This is a genomic window from Citrobacter sp. Cb004 (genome assembly GCF_030337065.1).
Lineage (GTDB): Bacteria > Pseudomonadota > Gammaproteobacteria > Enterobacterales > Enterobacteriaceae > Citrobacter > Citrobacter braakii.
The window spans coordinates 67,559-90,902 of the sequence record NZ_JAOWCH010000046.1; the positions used below are offsets into that span (position 1 = coordinate 67,559).

The window sequence follows — 23,344 nt, forward strand, 5'->3', positions numbered from 1 at the left end:
ATATCAGTAATGCCCTGCCCCAGATATTCGCTTAATCACGAATATCGGGCAGATGGCCGGACATTATTAAATAACTCACATTATTATTGTCGAATATAGCGACAGGTAGTCGCACGCATATAATCTGGAGTTCACATGAAATTATCAAGACCAAAACGCATTGATGGTCGGGTCCCCGTATTATCCGCAGCGGATGCCATTAATTATATTCCTGATGAGGCAACGCTCTGTGTATTAGGCGCAGGTGGCGGTATTCTCGAAGCAACAACATTAATTAATGCGCTGGCTGAAAAATATAAAAACGCACATTCACCCCGAAACTTATCATTGATTAGCCCAACGGGATTAGGTGACCGTGCTGACCGTGGAATTAGCCCGTTAGCACAAGAAGGTTTAGTCAAATGGGCATTATGCGGCCACTGGGGACAATCACCACGAATTTCCGACCTCGCTGAGCAGAATAAAATTGCCGCCTATAACTATCCTCAGGGCGTATTAACCCAGACCCTGCGTGCCTCGGCAGCCCACCAGCCGGGTATTCTGAGTGAGATCGGTATCGGAACATTTGTCGATCCCCGCCAACAGGGCGGAAAGCTGAATGAAGTGACCACCGAAGATCTGATCAAGCTGGTGGAAATTGATAACAAAGAGTACCTCTACTACAAAGCCATTGCGCCAAACATCGCCTTTATTCGCGCCACCACCTGCGACAGCGAAGGTTACGCCACGTTTGAAGATGAAGTTATGTATCTTGACGCGCTGGTGATTGCTCAGGCCGTTCACAACAACGGCGGTATCGTCATGATGCAGGTGCAAAAAATGGTGAAGAAAGCCACACTGCACCCAAAAGCCGTGCGTATTCCGGGCTATCTGGTCGATATTGTGGTCATCGATCCCGATCAAACTCAATTGTACGGCGGCGCGCCGGTTAACCGCTTTATCTCGGGCGATTTTGTCCTTGATGACAGCCAGCAGACTGCCCTGCCGCTCAATCAGCGTAAACTGGTGGCCCGACGCGCCCTGTTCGAAATGCGTAAAGGCGCGGTCGGCAACGTTGGCGTGGGTATCGCCGATGGTATTGGTCTCGTTGCACGCGAAGAAGGCTGCGCTGACGACTTTATTCTGACGGTCGAGACCGGCCCGATTGGCGGAATTACCTCCCAGGGCATCGCTTTTGGCGCCAACGTCAACACCCGCGCGATTCTGGATATGACCTCCCAGTTTGACTTCTACCACGGCGGTGGGCTGGATGTATGCTATTTAAGCTTCGCCGAAGTGGATCGCCACGGCAACGTCGGCGTACATAAATTCAATGGCAAAATTATGGGGACCGGCGGTTTTATCGATATTAGCGCCACCTCGAAGAAAATAATATTTTGCGGCACCTTAACTGCCGGAAGCCTGAAAACGGAAGTTGCCAATGGCAAATTAAATATCGTGCAGGAAGGCCGGGTGAAAAAATTCGTCAACGAATTACCTGAAGTCACTTTCAGCGGAAAAATTGCACTCGAGCGCGGACTGGATGTGCGTTACATCACCGAGCGTGCTGTATTTACGTTAAAAGAAGATGGTCTTCATTTAGTCGAAATTGCGCCAGGAGTCTCTTTACAGGAAGACATTCTGGACAAAATGGATTTCCCTCCGGTTATTTCTTCGGAACTGAAACTGATGGACGAAAGATTATTTATCGATGCTTCGATGGGTTTTATATTGCCCGATGCCGCCAATTAAAAGGAGTACCCTGATGGATTTTTCATTAACTGAAGAACAAGAGCTGCTGCTTGCCAGCATTCGCGAACTGATTACCAGCAATTTCCCGGAGGAATATTTCCGTACCTGCGATCAGACGGCTACCTATCCGAAAGAGTTTATGCGCGCCCTTGCGGACAACGGTATTTCAATGCTGGGCGTTCCGGAAGAGTTCGGCGGTATCCCGGCAGATTACGTCACGCAGATGCTGGCACTGATGGAAGTTTCCAAATGCGGCGCACCCGCTTTTTTAATCACGAACGGTCAGTGCATTCACAGTATGCGTCGTTTTGGCTCCGCCGAGCAGTTACGTAAAACAGCAGAAAGCACCATGGAAACGGGCGATCCGGCTTATGCGCTGGCATTAACCGAACCGGGAGCAGGTTCAGACAATAACAGCGCCACCACCAGCTACACCCGCAAAAACGGCAAGGTATATCTCAACGGGCAAAAAACCTTTATCACTGGCGCTAAAGAGTATCCTTATATGCTGGTACTGGCTCGCGACCCGGAGCCGAAAGATCCGAAGAAAGCCTTTACACTGTGGTGGGTGGATTCGAAGAAACCCGGCATTAAGGTGAACCCGTTGCATAAAATCGGCTGGCACATGCTCAGCACCTGCGAAGTTTATCTTGATGATGTTGAAGTAGACGAAAGCGATATGGTCGGCGAAGAAGGCATGGGCTTCCTCAACGTCATGTACAACTTTGAGATGGAACGGTTGATCAACGCCGCGCGTAGTACCGGTTTCGCCGAGTGCGCCTTCGAAGATGCCGCCCGTTACGCTAACCAGCGCATCGCATTTGGTAAACCGATTGGCCATAACCAGATGATCCAGGAAAAACTGGCGCTGATGGCGATTAAAATTGAAAACATGCGCAATATGGTGTTGAAAGTGGCCTGGCAGGCCGATCAGGAACAGTCGCTGCGGACCAGCGCGGCGTTGGCAAAACTGTATTGCGCCCGCACGGCAATGGAAGTGATTGATGACGCCATTCAGATCATGGGCGGGCTGGGTTACACCGATGAAGCGCGCGTTTCCCGATTCTGGCGCGATGTTCGCTGCGAGCGCATTGGCGGCGGCACCGACGAAATTATGATTTACGTCGCCGGACGCCAAATCCTGAAAGATTATCAGAATAAGTAAGCGGTAAATCGTGCCGGATAGCGCACAAGCGTTTTCCGGCACGAGCCAGGATAATCAGACCTCTGGCATTAAGCATTCCTGCTCAACCAGATTATTTTTAAACTGCTTGCGATAATCACTGGGGGTACAACCCACATGCCGCTGAAAGAGTTTGGCAAAGTGATCGACATTTTCATACCCTACCCGCCAGGAGATTTCCGCTAACGAAGCTTCCGTATTCGTCAGGGCAAATTTCGCCTCGGTCATTCGTCGCTGAATCACATAATTGATCGGCGAAATTCGATACTCCTTAGTAAATTCATGGCAGATATAACTCACGCTGGCCCGGAATTTTTTGGATAACTGATCGAGAGTAATTTTTTCACGGAAGTTATTATTTAAATAAACCAGCACATCTTTAATTAAGACATCTTTTTTAATATAACCTTGCTCAGAACGATAGGCATTTTTAAAGTTTTCGTAAAATAAAACGGTTAGAGCATATGCAAAAGCGTCGAAGGCTGAAGATGTCAGGTTATTTTTGCTCTGGGGGAGCATAACCCCCAACTCATTAAAGATACTCTTAATAACCTCCTTCCCCTGAGTAACGCTAATCACGGGACACGAGTGCATCTGCAATAGCTGATTATCCTGCCAGCCGTTGAAACGAAAACCGTAGAGCGCGCAGGTGTAAGTCGTTGCAGGCGCGCTACTATCCGAAGCAACCGCATGAAGTCGCCCTTGCTCTATCACCACGATATCCCCGGCATGCGCGACATACAGCGACGAATCGATAATTAATCTTGCGACCCCTTTTTTGACATAAATAAGCTCTGTTTCATTATCGTGAACGTGATGACCCGACTCCCAGTTAGGGTCATCACTGATGACGAATCGCGAGAATCTCGGGGTTTTTCCCTGTTCAAAAAGGGTCTCCACGGCATTATCAAAGCAGCGTTGATACATGACAACCTCCACCTAAAGGCAGCAATTTTGGGATTATTAATATCAGAAAATAAAAACGATAATGACGTTATACAACGTTATTCCTTCCCGGCGAAACAAAATTATTTGCGCCGTCTGCAAGATGACACCTTTTGCTTTGGTACATTGCTGCCATTGATTATTTGCGTTTTATAATAATCAAAAAGAATAAATGTTATTAAGTCTGCATTAATAATTTACATATAAGAAACAAATTCAGCGCAGAGGCGATTAAAAACATGACGCATTTCGCAATTATTTTCACTGTCTTTGTGTTCCCGTTTTTTCCTCTGGTACGCACCGTCTGATTATTGCTGATAAACCAGGCATTCCCGGGACGTTTTTTTTGCAAGATTGTTGGCAATGAAAACAGATTTCCCCGTCGAAAACAGCCCTCCCTCTGTCGCACACTATTTTCAGTCAATTTTCCCTACTGTCGATAATGACGCACCACGTCATCATCCACACGAGAATCACTGGAGATGCCATGAAAATAATAACCTGCTTTAAGTTGGTGCCTGAAGAACAGGACATTGTTGTTACCCCACAGCGCTCGCTTAACTTTGACCGGGCCGATGCCAAAATCAGCCAGTTTGACTTAAATGCGATAGAGGCCGCAGCGCAACTTAGCGCGGAGGGTGATGAAATCGTCGCCTTAACGGTGGGCGGGTCGCTACTACAAAACTCCAAAGTGCGTAAAGACGTGCTGTCCCGCGGGCCGGACAGTTTGTATATGGTGCAGGATCCACAACTGGAGCATTCATTACCCCGGGATACCGCTCAGGCGCTGGCCTGTGCGGCCAACAATATGGATTTCGACCTGATGCTGTTCGGTGAAGGATCGGGGGATATCTACGCGCAGCAGGTCGGCTTACTGGTTGGGGAACTATTACAGCTCCCAGTGATTAATGCCGTCAGCAGCATCCAACGTAATGGCGACCGCCTTGTGGTTGAGCGCACGCTTGAAGATGAAGTCGAAGTAATTGATCTGCCGCTCCCCGCCGTACTGTGCGTGACGTCGGATATCAACACACCGCGTATTCCCTCGATGAAGGCGATTCTGGGCGCGGGTAAAAAACCGGTCACCCCGTGGCAAGCCAGCGATATTGGTTGGATACCTGCGTCACCGTTAGCGGAGCTGGTGAGCCTCACCGTGCCGCCGCAAACCGAACGTCAGCACATCATTCTGGAAAATGACTCAGCAGAAGCCATTGCCGAACTGGCTGAACACCTGAAAAAAGCCCTGAACTAAGCCCAACGGAGAGAAATCATCATGAGTAAATTAGCCAACGTCTGGGTGTTCAGCGATAACGTAGAACGCTATGCAGAATTAATGGCCGGCGCTCGCCTGTGGGGTGAGCAGGTACACCTTATCGTACAAGGCAGCGACCAGGCCAATCAGTTGCAAGCCCTGGGCGCCGATAAGATAGTCGTGCTCGACGCAACCTCCGGTTTACAGCGTGTTGAAAATTACGCTGAGACCATCGCCGCCCTGATGCAGGAACACGCCGGGCTGCTGCTAATGTCCGCGACTAAACGAGCCAAATCCCTTGGCGCACGCTTAAGCATTCAGCTCAACGCAGCGATGGTGAACGACGCCACATCGGTAACGCTGGATGCAGGCATTTTGTTCGCCGAACACCGGATGTATGGTGGTCTGGCATTTGGCAAAGAAAAAATCAAAAGTACGCTGGCGATTATCACGCTTGCCCCAGGCCAGCTTGAACCGGTCGCGGAAAACGCCTCACACAACTGCCCGGTTGTCTCAGCAACGTACATCGCACCGCACCATGAAGTGATGTACCTGGAGCGTCGTGCCAAATCCGTGAGCAGCGTGGATCTCAGCAAAGCCAGGCGCGTGGTGGGTGTGGGTCGCGGCCTGGTGGCGCAAAACGATCTGGAAATGGTGCGCCAACTGGCATCGGTGCTGGGTGCTGAAGTGGGTTGTTCACGACCGATTGCCGAAGGCGAAAACTGGATGGAACGCGAACGCTACATTGGCGTTTCTGGCGTGTTATTGAAATCAGACCTGTATCTCACGCTGGGCATCTCAGGACAAATTCAGCATATGGTCGGCGGTAACGGCGCGAAAGTCATTGTCGCCATCAACAAAGATAAAAAAGCCCCTATTTTCAATTACGCCGATTACGGTCTGGTGGGCGACATCTACAAAGTGGTTCCGGCCCTTATCGACCATCTCAGCCGCTAATCCCGTTAACGCACATCTCCCGCTGCCCTCGCGGCGGGAAAGGAGCATAAAGCATGTCAGATGAAAAATTTGATGCCATTGTGGTCGGTGCTGGTGTAGCGGGTACAATGGCAGGCTACGTTATGGCCCGGGCCGGACTGGACGTACTGGTCATTGAGCGCGGCAACAGTGCGGGCAGTAAAAATATGACCGGCGGGAGACTCTACGCGCATAGCCTTGAGCGCATCATGCCCGGATTCGCGCAGGAAGCGCCTCTCGAACGTAAAGTCACTCGCGAAAAAATCTCCTTCCTGACCGAAGAGAGCGCCGTTACCCTCGACTTCCATCGTGAAAAAGACAACGCGCCAGCGCAGGACTCTTATACCGTTTTGCGCAACCGGCTTGACCCATGGCTAATGGAAAAAGCGGAACAGGCTGGCGTGCAGTTCATCCCCGGCGTGCGCGTCGACGCGCTAATTCGCGAAGGCAATAAGGTCACCGGAGTGCAAGCCGGGGACGATATCCTTGAAGCCAATATTGTCATCCTAGCCGATGGCGTTAATTCTATGCTGGGACGGTCGCTGGGAATGGTTCCCCCCTCTTCTGCGCAGCACTATGCCGTTGGCGTAAAAGAGCTGATCGGCTTACCGTCGGCGGTGATTGCGGATCGGTTCAATCTGTCAGGCAACGAAGGTGCAGCCTGGCTGTTCGCAGGCTCACCGTCTGATGGACTGATGGGAGGCGGATTTCTGTATACCAACCAGGATTCCATCTCTCTGGGCCTGGTGTGTGGTCTGGGGGATATTGCCCATGCCACGAAAAGCATTCCGCAAATGCTGGAAGACTTTAAGCGACACCCGACTATTCGTCCGCTGATTGCCGGCGGTGAACTGCTGGAGTATTCCGCACATATGGTACCGGAAGGCGGTCTGGCAATGGTTCCGAAGCTGGTTGATGACGGGGTAATGATCGTCGGCGATGCCGCTGGTTTCTGTCTGAATCTGGGTTATACCGTGCGCGGCATGGATTTGGCGATAGCTTCCGCAGAAGCCGCCGCCCAAACAGCCATTGCAGCAAAAGAACGCCAGGATTACTCGGCCAGTAGCCTGATGGATTACAAACGCGCCCTCGAACAAGGCTGTGTGATGCGTGATTTACAGCATTTTCGCAAGATCCCGGCGCTGATGGAAAACCCGCGCCTGTTCACCCAGTATCCCCGCATGGTGGTCGATATCATGAACGATATGTTTACCGTCGACGGAAGCCCAAATCAGCCCGTTCGCAAGATGATCATGTCCCATGCCAGGCAAATTGGGCTGATAAACTTACTGAAAGACGGCATCAAGGGGGCCACCGCACTATGAATCAGGACACTAACGTTAACGTCGACGTCAAACTGGGCGTCAATAAATTTAATGTTGATGAAGGCCACCCGCACATCATTCTGGCTGAACATCCCGACCTTAATGAATTTCGCAAGTTGCTGAAAGCCTGCCCCGCCGGACTGTATAAACAGGATGAGAGTGGAAATATTCATTTTGATTCCGCAGGCTGCCTGGAGTGCGGCACCTGCCGGGTGCTGTGCGGTGACACGATCCTCACACAATGGGAATACCCGCTCGGAACATTTGGCGTTGATTTCCGCTACGGCTAACGGATTTTGCATGTTGTACGCCGGATTGGCCCCGCCTGGCCATCCGGTCAGATGTATGCCGAAATAATCCTGGGAATAACTTCATGAGTATCACACTTACGTTTAACGCCGAACATCGCCAGGTCTGGCGACAACTGGGTTTATGGGGAGATGCTTCGCTTGGCGATTACTGGCACCAAACCGCCAGAGCCATGCCGGATAAAATCGCCGTGGTTGATAATCATGGTGCTTCATATACCTACGCTGCACTCGACGATGCTGCCAGCAGTCTGGCAACCTGGTTTGTAGCCTGCGGGATCCAACCCGGCGATCGCATTGCCTTTCAGTTGCCTGGCTGGTGCGAGTTCACCATTATCTACCTGGCCTGCCTGAAAACCGGGGCCGTTTCCGTACCACTGCTGCCTGCCTGGCGCGAAGCGGAACTGGTGTGGGTACTGAACAAATGCAAAGCGAAGATTTTTTTCGCACCGACGTTGTTTAAACAGACCCGACCGGTCGATCTGATCCTCCCCTTGCAAAACCAGTTGCCGCATCTGCAACAGATTGTCGCCGTAGATAAACTGGCACCGGCCACCGCTTCGCTGGCGTTCAGCCAACTGCTTCTGGCTCCGCCATTAACCCAGGTTATTAACGTTCACGCCGATGAACTGGCTGCCGTGCTGTTTACCTCCGGGACTGAGGGAATGCCGAAAGGCGTAATGTTAACCCACAACAATATCCTTGCCAGCGAACGCGCCTACTGTGCCCGACTCAATCTTACCTGGCAGGATGTGTTTTTGATGCCTGCCCCACTGGGACACGCTACCGGTTTTTTGCATGGCGTTACCGCGCCGTTTTTAATCGGCGCACGCAGCGTATTGTTGGATATATTCACCCCAACCGCCTGTCTTGAACTGCTCGAGCAACAACGCTGTACCTGCGTGCTCGGTGCAACCCCCTTCGTCTACGACATGTTGTGTAGCCTGGAAAAACGGCCCTGTGATCTCACATCACTACGTTTTTTCTTATGCGGTGGCACCACTATTCCGCAAAAGATTGCCCGTGACTGCCAACAGCGCGGCATTAAATTGTTAAGCATCTATGGTTCGACGGAGAGCTCGCCGCATGCGCTAGTCAATCTCGACGATTCACTTTCACGCATGATGAACACCGATGGATATGCCGCCGCAGGCGTGGAAATTAAAGTCGTCGATGAAGCGCGCAATACGTTGCCTGCAGGGATCGAAGGTGAAGAAGCCTCGCGTGGCCCCAATGTTTTTATGGGCTACCTCGATGAGCCTGAACTGACCGCCCGCGCGCTGGACAAAGATGGCTGGTATTACAGTGGCGACTTATGCCGCATGGACGAAGCGGGATACATCAAAATTACCGGGCGTAAAAAAGATATTATTGTGCGCGGAGGGGAAAACATCAGCAGCCGCGAAGTGGAGGATATTTTATTGCAGCATCCGCGCATTCATGATGCCTGCGTTGTCGCGATGCCAGACGATCGGTTAGGTGAACGGTCATGCGCTTATGTGGTGCTGAAACCGCCGCATCATTCGCTGTCGCTGGAATCAGTGGTGGCCTTTTTTAGTCGCAAACGGGTGGCAAAGTATAAATATCCGGAACACATCGTCATTGTCGAAACGTTACCGCGCACGGCGTCAGGTAAGGTACAAAAATACCTGCTGCGTCAGGATATCATTCAGCGTTTAAGCGTGGAGAGTGTGGAAAGCGTTGAAGGGTAAAGTACCGGATGGCGACGCTAACACCTCTAATCCGGCCTACGTTGCATACTAACCGTAGGCCGGATAAGGCATTTACGCCACCATCCGGCATGATGTTACTTCTTCAGTTCAGCCAGGCTCAGCCAGGTCTGCACGACGGTGTCCGGGTTCAGCGACAGACTGTCGATCCCCTCTTCCATGAGCCAGGCGGCGAAGTCTTCGTGATCGGATGGACCCTGACCGCAGATACCCACGTATTTGCCCTGCTTCTTGGCTGCACGAATCGCCATCGACAGCAGCGCTTTCACCGCGTCGTTACGCTCGTCAAACAGTTCAGAAACCACACCAGAGTCACGGTCCAGTCCCAGCGCCAGCTGCGTCATGTCGTTTGAACCGATGGAGAAACCGTCAAAGTACTCAAGGAACTGTTCGGCCAGCAAGGCGTTGGACGGGATCTCGCACATCATGATGATCTTCAGTCCGTTCTCACCGCGTTTCAGCCCCTGACGCGCCAGCTCTTCCACTACCGCTTTCGCCTGGGCAACGGTACGTACAAACGGGACCATCACTTCAACGTTAGTCAGGCCCATATCGTTACGGACACGTTTCACTGCGTCACATTCCAGCGCGAAACAGTCGCGGAAGCTATCAGCAATGTAACGGCCCGCCCCGCGGAAGCCCAGCATCGGGTTCTCTTCATGCGGCTCATAACGCTCACCGCCGACGAGGTTGGCATATTCGTTGGACTTAAAGTCTGACAAACGCACGATAACGCGTTTTGGATAGAACGCTGCACCCAGCGTGGCGATCCCTTCCGTCAGACGACCAACGTAGAATTCACGCGGGGAATCAAAACCTTTCATCATGCCGCGGATTTCGTTTTGCAGCTCAGGCGTCTGGTCATCGAACTCCAGCAACGCACGCGGGTGTACGCCAATCATGCGGTTGATGATAAATTCCAGACGCGCCAGGCCGACACCTTCGTTTGGCAGACAGGCGAAGTCGAAAGCCCGGTCCGGGTTACCCACGTTCATCATCACCTTCAACGGCAGATCCGGCATGGTCTCCACGCTGGAACTCTTCACGCTGAAGTCGAGCATCTCAGCATAAACATAACCGGTATCACCCTCGGCGCAGGAGACTGTGACTTTCTCACCGTCCTTCATACGCTCGGTGGCGTCACCACAGCCAACCACGGCCGGGATCCCCAGTTCACGGGCAATGATCGCCGCGTGACAGGTACGACCGCCACGGTTGGTGACAATCGCCGCCGCTTTCTTCATGATCGGTTCCCAGTCCGGGTCGGTCATGTCGGTAACCAGGACGTCGCCAGGTTCGATACGGTTCATTTCGCTGATGTCCTGAATGACTTTGACCGGACCCGCGCCAATGCGGTGACCGATAGCACGACCTTCAGCAATAATTTTACCCTGAGCATGCAGCGTATAACGCTCCATCACCTGGCCGCGCGAGCGCACGGTTTCCGGACGCGCCTGCACAATGAACAGCTTGCCGGTATGACCGTCTTTCGCCCATTCGATGTCCATCGGACGACCGTAGTGCTTCTCGATCTGTACCGCCTGCTTCGCCAGCTCCTGCACTTCTTCGTTGGTCAGGGAGAAAATGTCGCGCTGCTCCTGCGGTACATCTTCAATCGTCACCTGCTTGCCATGTTCCTGGGTTGGCGCGTAGACCATACGGATTTTTTTCGAACCCATTGTGCGACGGACGATCGCCGGACGGTTTGCCGCCAGAGTCGGTTTGTGCACGTAGAACTCATCCGGGTTAACGGCACCCTGCACGACCATCTCGCCGAGGCCCCATGCGGAAGTGATGAACACCACCTGATCGAAACCGGATTCGGTATCGATGGAGAACATTACGCCGGAAGACGCGAGGTCTGAGCGCACCATCCGCTGAACGCCAGCAGAGAGCGCCACGCCACGATGGTCATAACCCTGGTGAACGCGATAAGAGATTGCACGGTCGTTAAACAGCGAGGCAAAGACGTGTTTGATAGCAACCAGTACGGCATCAAATCCCTGGACGTTGAGGAAGGTTTCCTGCTGACCGGCAAATGACGCATCTGGCATATCTTCTGCGGTGGCGGAAGAGCGCACGGCAAAAGAGGCATGGGCATCGTCTGCTGACAGCTGCGCGTAGGCATCGCGGACGGCATTTTCCAGCTCCGGCTGGAAAGGAGTGTCGATAATCCACTGGCGGATCTGTGCGCCGGCTTTCGCAAGCTCGGTGACATCGTCAATATCCGTTTTATCCAGCAGCTCATAAATGCGCTGGTTTACACCGCTCTGGTCCAGAAACTGGTTAAACGCATCGGCGGTCGTTGCAAAACCATTCGGTACGGAAACACCCATACCGGAAAGGTTAGTAATCATTTCACCCAGGGAGGCATTTTTGCCCCCAACTCTGTCTACATCATTCATGCCGAGTTGGTTATACCAAAGCACCAGCGGTGACGAGCCATTGTTGGACATCGAACAATCCTTATATATGAACGAGGTTAGGAAACTCAATTTTGCGTAATTATCTTTGCATATTTACTTCAGCGAAAAAAACGGTGAATCGTTCAAGCAACTTTATTTTTTATTTTTTCAGATTGTTTCCGCATTTGCGCAAACCCGCGAGCCACAGGGGATCACCACAAAAACTACCGGTATAAACATTTGTTCCGAAAAATGAAATGTACTTTTCAGTAAATATAAAAATACCGTTTCATTTTACAAAATAGATGCAGCAATATTCGCTTCTGGCGAATTTTAATTTATGCTTTCAGAGAATTATGTCAGCCCCAGGATGAGCAAAATGGATAATGCTGTTGATCGTCACGTATTTTATATTTCTGATGGTACGGCCATCACCGCCGAGGTATTGGGCCACGCGGTAATGTCGCAATTTCCGGTTACGATCAGCAGCATTACGCTGCCGTTTGTGGAAAATGAGAGTCGTGCGCGAGCGGTCAAAGACCAGATTGACGCGATCTATCAACAAACTGGCGTGCGCCCTTTGGTGTTTTACTCTATCGTTTTGCCGGAAATTCGCTCGATCATTTTGCAAAGCGAAGGATTTTGTCAGGATATCGTGCAGGCGTTGGTTGCCCCACTACAGCAAGAGATGAAGCTCGATCCTACGCCGATCGCCCATCGTACCCACGGCCTGAACCCCGGCAACCTTAACAAGTACGACGCGCGCATTGCCGCCATTGATTATACCCTCGCCCATGACGACGGCATTTCGTTGCGCAACCTCGATCAGGCGCAGGTGATCCTGCTTGGCGTTTCCCGTTGCGGTAAAACCCCGACCAGTTTGTATCTGGCCATGCAGTTTGGCATTCGCGCGGCCAACTACCCCTTTATTGCCGATGATATGGATAATCTGGTGCTGCCAGCGTCCCTGAAGCCGTTACAGCATAAATTGTTCGGCCTGACCATTGACCCTGAGCGCCTGGCGGCCATCCGCGAAGAGCGCCGGGAAAACAGCCGTTACGCCTCGATGCGCCAGTGCCGGATGGAGGTTGCTGAGGTGGAAGCGCTATACCGGAAAAACCAGATCCCATGGCTGAACAGTACCAATTATTCGGTAGAAGAGATTGCTACCAAGATCCTCGACATCATGGGGCTGAATCGCCGCATGTACTAGAATGCTAGTGCATTGGTTCGATTTTTTGTTATTATGCTCGCCACCAGGCAGGATGAGTATGATATTGTGATATACATCACTTCCCGGTAGTCCTGCCGTTGAAGCAACAAATTTCTGAGACAAGTAATGAACAGAACCGATGAACTCCGTACTGCGCGTATTGACAACCTGGTCACTCCAGCAGAGCTTGCGCAACGGCATCCTGTTTCGTCCTCCGTCGCCCGTCATGTTACGGACTCCCGACGCCGGATAGAAAAAATATTAAATGGTGAAGACGCTCGTTTACTGGTGATCGTAGGTCCCTGCTCGATTCACGATCTTGATGCCGCCATGGAATACGCGACGCGTTTACAGGCGCTGCGCGAAAAACATCAGGCGCGTCTGGAAATCGTGATGCGCACTTATTTTGAAAAACCGCGCACCGTAGTGGGCTGGAAAGGCTTAATTTCCGACCCAGATTTAAACGGCAGCTACCGCGTGAACCACGGCATTGAACTGGCGCGTAAACTGCTGTTGCAGGTCAATGAACTGGGCGTACCCACGGCAACAGAATTCCTCGACATGGTGACCGGTCAGTTTATTGCTGATTTAATCAGTTGGGGAGCCATTGGCGCACGCACCACCGAAAGCCAGATCCACCGTGAAATGGCCTCTGCGCTTTCCTGCCCGGTCGGCTTTAAAAACGGTACGGATGGCAATACGCGTATTGCCGTCGATGCGATTCGCGCCTCCCGTGCCAGCCATATGTTCCTCTCTCCGGATAAAACCGGCCAGATGACCATTTATCAGACCAGCGGTAATCCTTACGGGCATATCATCATGCGCGGCGGTAAAAAACCGAATTATTATGCTGAAGATATTGCCGCCGCCTGCGATACCCTGCACGAATTTTCCCTGCCTGAACATCTGGTGGTCGATTTTAGCCATGGCAATTGCCAGAAGCAGCATCGTCGTCAGTTAGACGTTTGTGATGATGTGTGCCAGCAAATTCGCAATGGTTCGACGGCGATTGCCGGGATTATGGCGGAGAGTTTCCTGCGTGAAGGTACGCAAAAAATCGTTAGCGGCCAGCCGCTGGTTTACGGCCAGTCCATTACCGACCCGTGCCTGAACTGGGAAGATACTGAACTACTGGTTGAAAAACTCGCCTCTGCGGTTGATAGCCGTTTTTAATGCTGTTCGCCGGGTAACATCACGTTGCCCGGTGCTAATCCTTTGTTTTCCCCCTCCTTATTGTACAAAATCTATTCTCGTCACAATTATTTCACAAAAAGGCTTGCCGCAATTTTGCAGTTTGATGATAATGATTATCATTGTTAAATTGATTGTTATTTTTAAAAACTATTCACGTATGGATAACACAACAACGCCCGCAAAAGAAAAAACACCGCCAGCCGTCGCGCCAAACGAGCGTCGAATTGACAGTAAAAGTCTGCTGGGCAAAGAGGGGCGCGTGATCATAGAACACGATGGTCAGCTCTATTTACTGCGCCAGACACAAGCCGGAAAACTCATTCTGACCAAATAAACACCACTTTTCGCCAGCCACCCAGGTAATACCCAGGCAGCCAGCGCTTTTCGATTTCCTAATGGAGAGTTGCTATGCCACACCTGCACACTGCATCCCTGCGCCCTTCGCTCTTGGCGCTGGCGATTATCAGTAACCTGCCCGCCGTCGCGTATGCGGCGGTAGAAGATATGACCGTCACCGCTACCGGCAATGCCCGTAGTGCTTTTGAAGCACCGATGATGGTTAGCGTGATTGATGCCACCGCGCCGGAAAACCAGACCGCCAGCTCAGCAGCCGACCTGTTGCGTACGGTTCCGGGCCTGACCCTTGACGGCACCGGTCGCACTAACGGCCAGGACGTGAATCTGCGCGGCTACGATCGACGTGGCGTTCTGGTGCTGGTTGATGGCGTTCGTCAGGGAACCGACACCGGACACCTGAACAGTACCTTCCTCGATCCGGCGCTGATCAAACGCATCGAGGTCGTCCGTGGCCCTTCTGCACTGCTGTACGGTAGCGGCGCGTTAGGTGGTGTGATCGCCTATGACACTGCGGATGCCAAAGATCTGCTGGAAGCCGGACAAAACAGCGGTTATCTCGTGTTCGGTACCGCGGCAACTGGCGATCACAGCCTCGGTATGGGCGCCAGCGCGTTTGGTCGCACCGATACGCTGGACGGACTGCTTGCCTGGTCCAGTCGCGATCGCGGTGATTTGCGCCAGAGCAACGGTACTACGGCACCAAACGACGAAGCGATTAACAATATGCTGGCGAAAGGCAGCTGGAAAATTGACAGCGCCCAGACGCTGGCCGGCTCGCTGCGTTACTACAACAATGACGCCCGTGAACCTAAAAACCCGCAAACCAGCGCGGCGGATGCCACCAGCAACCCGATGACCGATCGCTCAACCATCCAGCGCGACGCGCAACTGACCTACTCGATTGCTCCAGCCGACAATGACTGGTTGAACGCGGATGCCCGCGTCTACTGGTCCGAAGCACGCATTAATGCGCAAAACACGGATAACACCGGCGAGTTTCGCAAACAAACCACCAAAGGCGGCAAAATCGACAACCGCAGCCGCCTGTTTACCGACTCTTTTGCATCTCATTTGCTGACCTACGGCGGGGAATACTATCGTCAGGAACAACAGCCAGGCGGCGCAACCACCGGTTTCCCGGAGGCAAAAATCGATTTCAGCTCCGGTTGGTTACAAGATGAAATCACCCTGCGCGACCTGCCGGTTACGCTGCTGGGCGGTACCCGTTATGACTCTTATCGCGGCAGCAGCGACGGCTATGAAGATGTCGATGCCGATAAATGGTCGTCCCGCGCCGGGCTCACCGTTGCGCCAACCGACTGGCTGATGCTGTTCGGTTCATACGCTCAGGCCTTCCGTGCGCCGACCATGGGCGAGATGTATAACGATGCGAAACACTTCTCGATTGGCCGTTTTTACACCAACTACTGGGTGCCGAACCCTAACCTACGCCCGGAAACCAACGAAACCCAGGAATACGGATTTGGCCTGCGCTTTGACGATCTGTTGATGGCGAGCGATGCGCTCGAATTTAAAGCCAGCTATTTCGACACCAAAGCGAAAGATTACATCTCCACCAGCGTCGACTTTGCCGCCGCGACAACCATGTCCTATAACGTACCCAACGCCAAAATCTGGGGCTGGGACGTGATGGCGAAATATTCCGCCGATCTGTTCAGCCTCGACATGGCCTATAACCGTACGCGCGGCAAAGATACAGACACCGGCGAATACATTTCCAGCATTAACCCGGATACCGTCACCAGCAAACTGAACGTACCGGTTGCGCACAGCGGTTTCTCCGTTGGCTGGATAGGTACATTTGCTGACCGTTCAACGCATATCAGTAGCAGCTACACGAAACAGCCCGGTTATGCGGTAAATGATTTCTACGTGAGCTATCAGGGCCAACAAGCGCTGAAAGGCATGACCACCACGCTGGTACTGGGCAACGCCTTCGACAAAGAGTACTGGTCGCCGCAGGGCATTCCGCAGGATGGTCGTAATGGCAAAATTTTCGTGAGTTATCAGTGGTAATCACTTTCCCCCGGTTCGCCGGGGCAGCAATCTGGAAGGAAGAGACAATGAATCATTACACTCGCTGGCTGGAACTGAAGAAAGAAAATCCTGGCAAATACGCACGTGATATTGCGGGATTGATGAATATTAGCGAAGCCGAACTGACCTTCGCGCGCGTCGGTCATGACGCCTGGCGCTTACGTGGCGAAGTGCGTGAAATCCTCGGCGCACTGGAAGCCGTCGGCGAAACCAAATGTATATGCCGCAACGAATATGCTGTGCATGAGCAGGTTGGTGCGTTTACCAATCAGCACCTGAACGGTCATGCCGGACTGGTACTCAATCCGCGCGCCCTCGACCTGCGCCTGTTCCTCAATCAGTGGGCAAGCGTGTTCCATATCAGCGAAACAACCGCCCACGGTGAGCGTCAGAGCATTCAGTTCTTTGACCATCAGGGGGATGCGCTGCTGAAGGTCTATGCCACACAGAATACCCTCATTGAGGAATGGGCTGCGTTGCTGACCCGTTTCATCTTCGCGGAAAACCCGCCTCTGGCGCTGCAACCCGCCACCCCTTCTGCTCCAGCTACCGTCACGGTCGATGCGCAGACCGTGGATCAAGAGTGGCGAGCCATGACCGATGTACACCAGTTCTTCGGTCTGCTGAAACGCCACGATCTCACCCGCCAACAGGCGTTTAACCTGGTGGGCGACGATCTGGCCTGTAAAGTCGCAAATAGCGCATTGGCGCAGTTACTCGACACCGCGCGCCAGGATGGCAATGAAATTATGGTCTTTGTGGGTAATCGTGGCTGCGTACAGATTTTCACCGGTGTGATAGAAAAACTGGTGCCGATGAAAGGCTGGCTGAATATATTCAACCCGACATTTACCTTACACCTGCTGGAAGAGAGCGTGGCAGAAACATGGGTAACGCGCAAACCGACCGCCGATGGCCACGTCACCAGCCTGGAACTGTTTGCTGCCGACGGCACGCAAATCGCCCAGTTGTATGGTCAACGAACGGAAGGCGAACCGGAGCAGACGCAATGGCGCGCGCAAATTGACGCACTGACGCCGAAAGGGCTGGCCGCATGAAAAAACTACTGGTCCTGATTGCGCTACTGCCCATCGTCGCGATGGCTGCGTCCAGGGAACGGGTTGTTGCTCTCGGTGGCGATGTCACCGAGATTGTATACGCACTGGGAGCACAGTCTTCCCTTGTGGCGCGAGACAGCACCAGCCAGTGGCCTGAAGCAGCAAACGCCCTACCTGATGTCGGTTATTTGCGCCAACTCAACGCCGAAGGGATCCTTGCCACCCATCCTACGCTGGTCCTTGCCAGCGCGCAGGCGCAGCCCTCTCTGGCGCTAAAACAGCTCGAACAGAGCAACGTCAGGGTTGTGACGATCCCGGCAAGCAACGCGCTTAATGTAATTGATGAAAAAATTCGCGTCATCGCCGAAGCCACCCATAGGGAGGCCGATGGCGAAACGCTGCGCACCCGCTTCCGTCAGGAACTGGCGGCGCTGCCGTCATCTGAACTTAACAAACGAGTGTTGTTTATTCTCAATCATGGCGGGATGACCGCGATGGCAGCGGGCCAGCAAACCGCAGCCGATGCGGCTATTCGTGCCGCCGGTTTGCGCAACGCAGTGCAGGGTGTTAACCGCTATCAGCCGCTGTCGCAGGAAGGTGTCATTGCCAGCCAACCCGATCTGGTGGTGATTTCACAGGACGGCGTTAAGGCGATGGGTGGCGAAGATAACCTGTGGGCGCTGCCGGGCCTGGCGCAGACGCCTGCCGGACGGAATAAACAGGTATTGCAGGTTGACGATATGGCGCTGCTCGGCTTTAGCGTACGCACCCCGCAGGCCATTTTGCAGCTTCGCGCTAAAGCAGAGCAATTGCCCTGATGTCGCGACGTATCCGTTGTTCTTTATGGACACTCGCACTCATGTTGGTCGTGATGACAATCATGGCTACCGGTTTTGGCGCGTTGCGCCTGCCGGTAAGTTTGCTGTGGCGTGATGGCGATGAGGCACTGCGTCAAATCTGGCTCACCATTCGCTTGCCCCGCGTCCTGCTGGCGCTGGTGATTGGCGGTTCTCTGGCGCTCGCGGGCTGCGTGATGCAGGGCCTGTTTCGCAACCCGCTTGCCGATCCGGGATTACTGGGGATAAGCAGCGGAGCCGCCTGCGCCGTCGCCCTGTGGGTAGTGCTGCCGGTCTCTTTGCCCGCGCTGTTGATGCTGTACGCCCCCATGCTGGCCGCTTTTCTCGGTGCGCTGGCGGCAACGGTGGTTATTTTTATCCTTAGCCAACAGCGCGACGCTTCACTCTCACGTCTGCTGTTGGTCGGTATTGCCATCAACGCGCTGTGCGGGGCGGCGGTTGGCGTTCTGTCGTGGGTCAGTAATGACGCGCAACTGCGCCAGCTGTCGCTATGGGGGATGGGCAGTCTGGGGGCCGCGCAATGGTCCACGCTGCTGGCTGTCACTTCATTGACTGTCCCGACGGTGCTGATCATTTGGCGTCTGGCACCGGCGCTGAACCTGCTGCAGTTAGGTGAGGAAGAGGCGCATTACCTCGGCGTAGATGTGCGTACCGTTCAGCGTGTTTTGCTACTTTGTAGCGCATTGCTGGTTGCCGCAGCCGTGGCGGTAAGCGGCGTAATAGGCTTCATCGGGCTGGTTATCCCGCATCTGATGCGCATGTGGCTCGGCTCAGACCATCGGGCCGTTATCCCAGGTTCAGTGCTGGCGGGCGCATTTTTATTGCTGATAGCCGACACGCTGGCCCGTACGGCGGTTGCGCCTGCGGAAATGCCGGTCGGTTTGCTAACCAGTCTTCTCGGCGCACCGTGGTTTTTATGGCTTATTTTTCGTCAGCGAGGACCGCATGGCTGAACATTTCATCGCTGAAGGGCTTCACTATCGCGTCGCGGGCAGAGCGGTGATTGACGACGTCTCTCTTGCTCTCGAAAAAGGTGAACTGGTGGCGCTCATCGGCCCAAACGGTGCGGGGAAATCCACCCTGCTGCGCCTGCTGACCGGTTTTCTGAAACCGGCTACAGGGCGCTGCGTGCTGGCGGGTAAACCGCTGGATGAATGGCATACCCAAACACTGTCGCGGCATCGGGCGGTGATGCGCCAGCAAACGCAACTGGGATTTGACTGGCCGGTAGAGGCCGTCATCGCGATGGGGCGTGCGCCCTGGACCTCGCGGTCGGAACCTCGACTTATCGCTCAGGTGATGGAAATGACCGGATGTACACCGCTGGCGGGCCGGCAATACGCCGCGCTTTCCGGCGGCGAGCAACAGCGAGTACAGTTAGCCCGTGCATTGGCGCAACTTTGGTGCGACGGCGCGCCTCGCGGCTGGTTATTCCTTGATGAACCGACCTCTGCGCTGGATCTTTACCACCAGCAGCATCTGTTGCGCTTGCTGAAGACGCTTACCGCTTCACAAGAGCTGCATGTGTGCATTGTGCTTCACGATCTGAATCTCGCCGCACTGTGGGCAGACAGAATAGTGTTGCTGCACAACGGCAGGCTGGTGTCGCAGGGAACGCCTGAAGCCGTGTTACAGGCCGATGACCTGAAGCGCTGGTATGGCGCGCAGGTACACGTTGGCCAGCATCCGGCCAACGGATCCCCGCAGGTGTTTCTGGCCCCTTAGCTTGAACAGCTCACTTCCAGCCGTTTGCCCCAGTCAGGTGGACGGCTGACATAGTCATCATCACGATCGACAAATGGGGTACACAACGCTTCGTGTAACCGATGCAGCTCAGCGTAATCCCCCTGCTCTGCCTGATTAATCGCCCGTTGCGCCAACCAGTTACGTAATACCATCGCCGGATTAGCCGCCTTCATCTGCGTTTGTCTGACTGCGTCGGCAATGTTGTCTTGCTGCAGGCGTGAGCGATACCGTGTGAACCAGTCATCAAACGCTGCGCGGTCGATAAACTCATCGCGCAGCGGGGATTGCGCGCTGTGTTGTTCCGTCTGACTGAGCATGCGAAACGTTCGCGTATAGTCGCTTCTTTCCCGCGCCATCAGGTTAAACAGTTCACTAAGCAGTTCGTTATCGTTTTTTTGCTCGCTAAAGAAGCCAAGCTTTTGTCGCATCCGCTGACCGTAGCGTGTTAACAGCGCCAGTTGATAACTGTCCAGCGCATCATTAAGCGCCTCGACCGGGATAAATGGCGACAGAGTTTGCGCCAGACGTTGCAGGTTCCAAAGCGCCGCGGCCGGTTGATTATCGAAACTGTATCGCCCCTGATTGTCTGAGTGGTTGCAGATAAAATCGGGCACGTAGTCATCAAGGAAACCGAATGGACCGTAATCCATCGTCAGTCCCAGAATCGACATGTTGTCGGTGTTCATGACACCATGCGCAAATCCCACCGCCTGCCAGTCCGCGATTAACGTCGCAGTACGCGTGACAACATCGTTAAACCACAGCTGATACTTATCGGCTTCTTCCTGCCATTGTGGCCAATAATAGCGAATCGCAAAGTCAGCCAACTGGCGCACTTTTTCCGGCTCGCGGCGATAGTAAAAATGCTCAAAATGGCCAAAGCGCAGATGGCTTTGCGCCACGCGAATGAGCATCGCCCCTGATTCTACCGTTTCGCGATACACCGGCGTGTCGCTGGTAACAATCGACAATGCCCGCGTGGTCGGTATTCCCAGGTAATGCATCGCTTCGCTGGCCAGGCTTTCGCGAATTGTCGAGCGCAGTACGGCGCGACCATCCCCCATACGGGAATAAGGCGTAAGTCCGGCGCCTTTCAGGTGCCAGTCACACGTTGAGCCGTCAGCGAGCTGTTGTTCGCCCAACAGGATCCCGCGTCCATCGCCAAGCTGGCCCGCCCAGACGCCAAATTGATGTCCGCTATAAACTTGCGCTAAAGGCGACATCCCGGGAAGCAACGATTCACCGCCCCAAACACCGGCTCCGGTTGGAATATCAAATAGTGTCTCTGGAATAGCTAATTGCTCCGCCAGCGCATCGTTATGCCAGATCAGGCGCGCGTTTTTCAGGGGAGTGGGTGAAAGTGCTGTATAGGTTGCTGGTAATTCATCACGCCAGCGGGTGGTAAAAGACAGGGTCATAGGGCCTCCTGTCTCTAGTGTAGACTGTTAAAAGCCTGTTAAACACCAGCAAATATGAGGGTTATATCTTCGCGAGCGAAATTATCTGCGCGGGGGGCACAGCAGGCCACAGCGCGCCCTGCATGGCGCTGAATCCCAGAGGCAGTACGCGCGCTAACATCTCGGGTGTATCAATACCGCTAATGATAATTGACTCACTGCTGGGAAATAGCTGTGCCAGGATAGCCCGCATAAATGGCTCAAACGAAATATGTGTAATCCTTTGTTGAACAAAGTTTTTATCGAGCACGACGCGTTTGAACAGCCCATCAAAAATTGCCCGGTTTGATATGCCGCCAGCACCATAGTTTGTCAGTACTAATGGAAATCGCGCCGCCAGTGCAGCCAGCGTTGGATTCGCTTTTCCATTATTTAACTCTGGATAGTTTTCATTAATAGCCAGTTCCAGAAATGACAATCGTTCAACTTGTGAAGCAAATTTAGCATCTGATAATAAAGTATTAGCAATTGCCGGCGTTAAATTAATCCAGGCAGAAACCTTTCGTTGAATAAAAAAATGTTGGCACGTTTCGATTAATTCAAGCTTTTCGGTAAATAAGCGACATTGCTCTTCGCCCGACATCCGAGGTAGGACCAGCTCGGTGGGTATACGCACATCCCCCTGCGCACTGGCAAAACTGGTAATGATATCTACGTATTCAAGATCGCCTTTTTCGTTTCTCGCAGGGAGAAAAGAGAACTCTGAATGGTAAAGAGTATCCATTGAAACAATCATCGTGCCAGCCCCTCTGCATAGGTGTTATCCGGCATCCTGTAGCAAAGGATGGAGAAATACGTTATTGCTGATGCAAGTAGAGGCCCTTTCATTTTTCCCTTTATAGCCAGTAAATCGAATCCCTTTTTTTTAGCTTATCCTGATTATAAGCGAATATCCAGCTTTGCACTTTTTAATATCTCGGAATAAATCATATTTTTAGCAAGATACGCTCTTAATGTTCAGGGGTATTGTCCGGCTGGCGGCAGAAATAAGAAGTTACTAACAAATGGAAATGTCGAGGCTGCTCAGCCGTAGGCAGCCTCGTGACTGATGAGGATTAAATACGTCGCGCCTGCCAAAAGTTTTTGCGCCAGTAAACGTTGTCCAGTGATGAGCGCATCACACCACGGCTGGTTGAGGCATGAATAAATTGATTATTGGTATCGTAAATTCCGACATGCAGACCGCTTTCCCCAGACCCGGTTTTAAAGAACACCAGATCGCCGGGCAGCAAATCATCTTTATCAATTTCGGTACCAATCTTTGATTGCGTGCGGGTATCACGCGGGAGTTGCAGATCGAATTTATCGCGCATTGTCATCAATACAAATCCAGAACAATCCACTCCGTTACGGCTCATGCCGCCATAACGATAGGGTGTGCCATGCCAGGTTTGTAACTGGTCATTAAGCCCGGCGATAACGGCGATAGAATCCGACAAGCGGGCATTTGGCGCAGGAGCACGATGGCTGCTGCAGCCCGCCAAAAACAATGCTGTGATGAAAAGAAGCCAAAAGCGCATTCAGGACGAATCCTCTGAATTATATTTTTA

At 52.9% G+C, this 23,344-nt stretch carries 20 protein-coding genes; 15 read left to right on the forward strand and 5 right to left on the reverse strand.

All coding sequences use genetic code 11. The annotated features are described in order from the left end of the window. Nucleotides 1-135 precede the first annotated feature (135 nt). Both OGV65_RS05475 and OGV65_RS05480 read left to right on the forward strand, forming a co-directional pair. The gene (locus OGV65_RS05475) at nucleotides 136-1,731 is read left to right on the forward strand and encodes an acyl CoA:acetate/3-ketoacid CoA transferase (RefSeq protein ID WP_286454699.1); all 1,596 of its coding nucleotides are present in this window, start codon (nucleotides 136-138) and stop codon (nucleotides 1,729-1,731) included. A gap of 13 nt (nucleotides 1,732-1,744) precedes the next feature. Continuing rightward, complete coding sequence (locus OGV65_RS05480; RefSeq protein ID WP_003836610.1) at nucleotides 1,745-2,896, forward strand: acyl-CoA dehydrogenase; 1,152 nt, start codon at nucleotides 1,745-1,747, stop codon at nucleotides 2,894-2,896. A 54-nt stretch (nucleotides 2,897-2,950) separates the two neighbouring features. Here OGV65_RS05480 and OGV65_RS05485 read toward each other — a convergent pair whose 3' ends face one another. Continuing rightward, nucleotides 2,951-3,841, reverse strand: coding sequence for an AraC family transcriptional regulator (locus tag OGV65_RS05485; RefSeq protein WP_286454700.1), 891 nt, complete (start codon nucleotides 3,839-3,841; stop codon nucleotides 2,951-2,953). Nucleotides 3,842-4,346: 505 nt separating this feature from the next. Here OGV65_RS05485 and OGV65_RS05490 point away from each other — a divergent pair. The 5 genes from OGV65_RS05490 (at nucleotide 4,347) to fadK (ending at nucleotide 9,431) form a co-directional block, all read left to right on the forward strand. Continuing rightward, nucleotides 4,347-5,111, forward strand: a complete 765-nt coding sequence (locus OGV65_RS05490) for an electron transfer flavoprotein (protein ID WP_047500317.1) — start codon at nucleotides 4,347-4,349, stop codon at nucleotides 5,109-5,111. A 21-nt stretch (nucleotides 5,112-5,132) separates the two neighbouring features. Continuing rightward, nucleotides 5,133-6,068 (forward strand): electron transfer flavoprotein subunit alpha, encoded by a 936-nt coding sequence (locus OGV65_RS05495; RefSeq protein ID WP_286454701.1) that lies wholly within the window; start codon nucleotides 5,133-5,135, stop codon nucleotides 6,066-6,068. A gap of 53 nt (nucleotides 6,069-6,121) precedes the next feature. After that, nucleotides 6,122-7,411: an FAD-dependent oxidoreductase gene (locus OGV65_RS05500; RefSeq protein WP_286454702.1), complete on the forward strand. Its 1,290-nt coding sequence runs from the start codon at nucleotides 6,122-6,124 to the stop codon at nucleotides 7,409-7,411. Then, nucleotides 7,408-7,701 carry a ferredoxin family protein gene (locus OGV65_RS05505; RefSeq protein WP_016152887.1) on the forward strand — a complete coding sequence of 98 codons (294 nt, stop codon included), beginning with the start codon at nucleotides 7,408-7,410 and terminating at the stop codon, nucleotides 7,699-7,701. The genes OGV65_RS05500 and OGV65_RS05505 overlap by 4 nt, the downstream gene beginning before the upstream one ends. Nucleotides 7,702-7,784: 83 nt before the next feature. Next, the gene (fadK, locus tag OGV65_RS05510; protein WP_286454703.1) at nucleotides 7,785-9,431 is read left to right on the forward strand and encodes a medium-chain fatty-acid--CoA ligase; all 1,647 of its coding nucleotides are present in this window, start codon (nucleotides 7,785-7,787) and stop codon (nucleotides 9,429-9,431) included. A gap of 95 nt (nucleotides 9,432-9,526) precedes the next feature. Here the strand turns inward: fadK and ppsA are convergent, their stop codons facing one another. After that, nucleotides 9,527-11,905: a phosphoenolpyruvate synthase gene (gene ppsA, locus OGV65_RS05515; RefSeq protein WP_200046525.1), complete on the reverse strand. Its 2,379-nt coding sequence runs from the start codon at nucleotides 11,903-11,905 to the stop codon at nucleotides 9,527-9,529. Nucleotides 11,906-12,233: 328 nt separating this feature from the next. Between ppsA and ppsR the strand changes: the two genes are divergently transcribed. The 8 genes from ppsR (at nucleotide 12,234) to OGV65_RS05555 (ending at nucleotide 20,316) form a co-directional block, all read left to right on the forward strand. Next, nucleotides 12,234-13,067: a posphoenolpyruvate synthetase regulatory kinase/phosphorylase PpsR gene (gene ppsR / locus OGV65_RS05520; RefSeq protein ID WP_016152884.1), complete on the forward strand. Its 834-nt coding sequence runs from the start codon at nucleotides 12,234-12,236 to the stop codon at nucleotides 13,065-13,067. Between the two features lie 126 nt (nucleotides 13,068-13,193). Further along, a complete protein-coding gene (gene aroH, locus OGV65_RS05525; RefSeq protein WP_016152883.1) occupies nucleotides 13,194-14,240 on the forward strand; it encodes a 3-deoxy-7-phosphoheptulonate synthase AroH in 1,047 nt (348 codons plus the stop codon). A gap of 124 nt (nucleotides 14,241-14,364) precedes the next feature. Further along, nucleotides 14,365-14,595: a hemin uptake protein HemP gene (gene hemP / locus OGV65_RS05530; protein WP_016156349.1), complete on the forward strand. Its 231-nt coding sequence runs from the start codon at nucleotides 14,365-14,367 to the stop codon at nucleotides 14,593-14,595. A 74-nt stretch (nucleotides 14,596-14,669) separates the two neighbouring features. Further along, a complete protein-coding gene (locus OGV65_RS05535; RefSeq protein WP_286454704.1) occupies nucleotides 14,670-16,655 on the forward strand; it encodes a TonB-dependent hemoglobin/transferrin/lactoferrin family receptor in 1,986 nt (661 codons plus the stop codon). A gap of 47 nt (nucleotides 16,656-16,702) precedes the next feature. Then, a complete protein-coding gene (chuS, locus tag OGV65_RS05540; protein ID WP_049040466.1) occupies nucleotides 16,703-17,734 on the forward strand; it encodes a hematinate-forming heme oxygenase ChuS in 1,032 nt (343 codons plus the stop codon). Next, complete coding sequence (locus tag OGV65_RS05545; protein ID WP_286454705.1) at nucleotides 17,731-18,552, forward strand: heme/hemin ABC transporter substrate-binding protein; 822 nt, start codon at nucleotides 17,731-17,733, stop codon at nucleotides 18,550-18,552. The genes chuS and OGV65_RS05545 overlap by 4 nt, the downstream gene beginning before the upstream one ends. Beyond that, nucleotides 18,552-19,544 carry a FecCD family ABC transporter permease gene (locus OGV65_RS05550; protein ID WP_032947022.1) on the forward strand — a complete coding sequence of 331 codons (993 nt, stop codon included), beginning with the start codon at nucleotides 18,552-18,554 and terminating at the stop codon, nucleotides 19,542-19,544. Before OGV65_RS05545 ends, OGV65_RS05550 begins: the two co-directional genes overlap by 1 nt. Further along, on the forward strand, nucleotides 19,537-20,316 hold the full coding sequence (locus tag OGV65_RS05555) for a heme ABC transporter ATP-binding protein (RefSeq protein WP_181220500.1): 780 nt from the start codon (nucleotides 19,537-19,539) through the stop codon (nucleotides 20,314-20,316). The genes OGV65_RS05550 and OGV65_RS05555 overlap by 8 nt, the downstream gene beginning before the upstream one ends. On the opposite strand, the gene selO is transcribed toward OGV65_RS05555, so the two are convergent. The 3 genes from selO to OGV65_RS05570 all read right to left on the reverse strand — a co-directional run bounded on the left by selO (nucleotide 20,313) and on the right by OGV65_RS05570 (nucleotide 23,314). Beyond that, nucleotides 20,313-21,755, reverse strand: coding sequence for a protein adenylyltransferase SelO (selO, locus tag OGV65_RS05560; protein WP_286454706.1), 1,443 nt, complete (start codon nucleotides 21,753-21,755; stop codon nucleotides 20,313-20,315). The two genes, OGV65_RS05555 and selO, sit on opposite strands and share 4 nt — an antisense overlap. A 61-nt stretch (nucleotides 21,756-21,816) precedes the next feature. Continuing rightward, nucleotides 21,817-22,530: an EAL domain-containing protein gene (locus OGV65_RS05565; RefSeq protein WP_049281901.1), complete on the reverse strand. Its 714-nt coding sequence runs from the start codon at nucleotides 22,528-22,530 to the stop codon at nucleotides 21,817-21,819. A gap of 319 nt (nucleotides 22,531-22,849) precedes the next feature. After that, nucleotides 22,850-23,314 carry an NlpC/P60 family protein gene (locus tag OGV65_RS05570; protein ID WP_047500302.1) on the reverse strand — a complete coding sequence of 155 codons (465 nt, stop codon included), beginning with the start codon at nucleotides 23,312-23,314 and terminating at the stop codon, nucleotides 22,850-22,852. Between the last annotated feature and the right edge of the window lie 30 nt (nucleotides 23,315-23,344).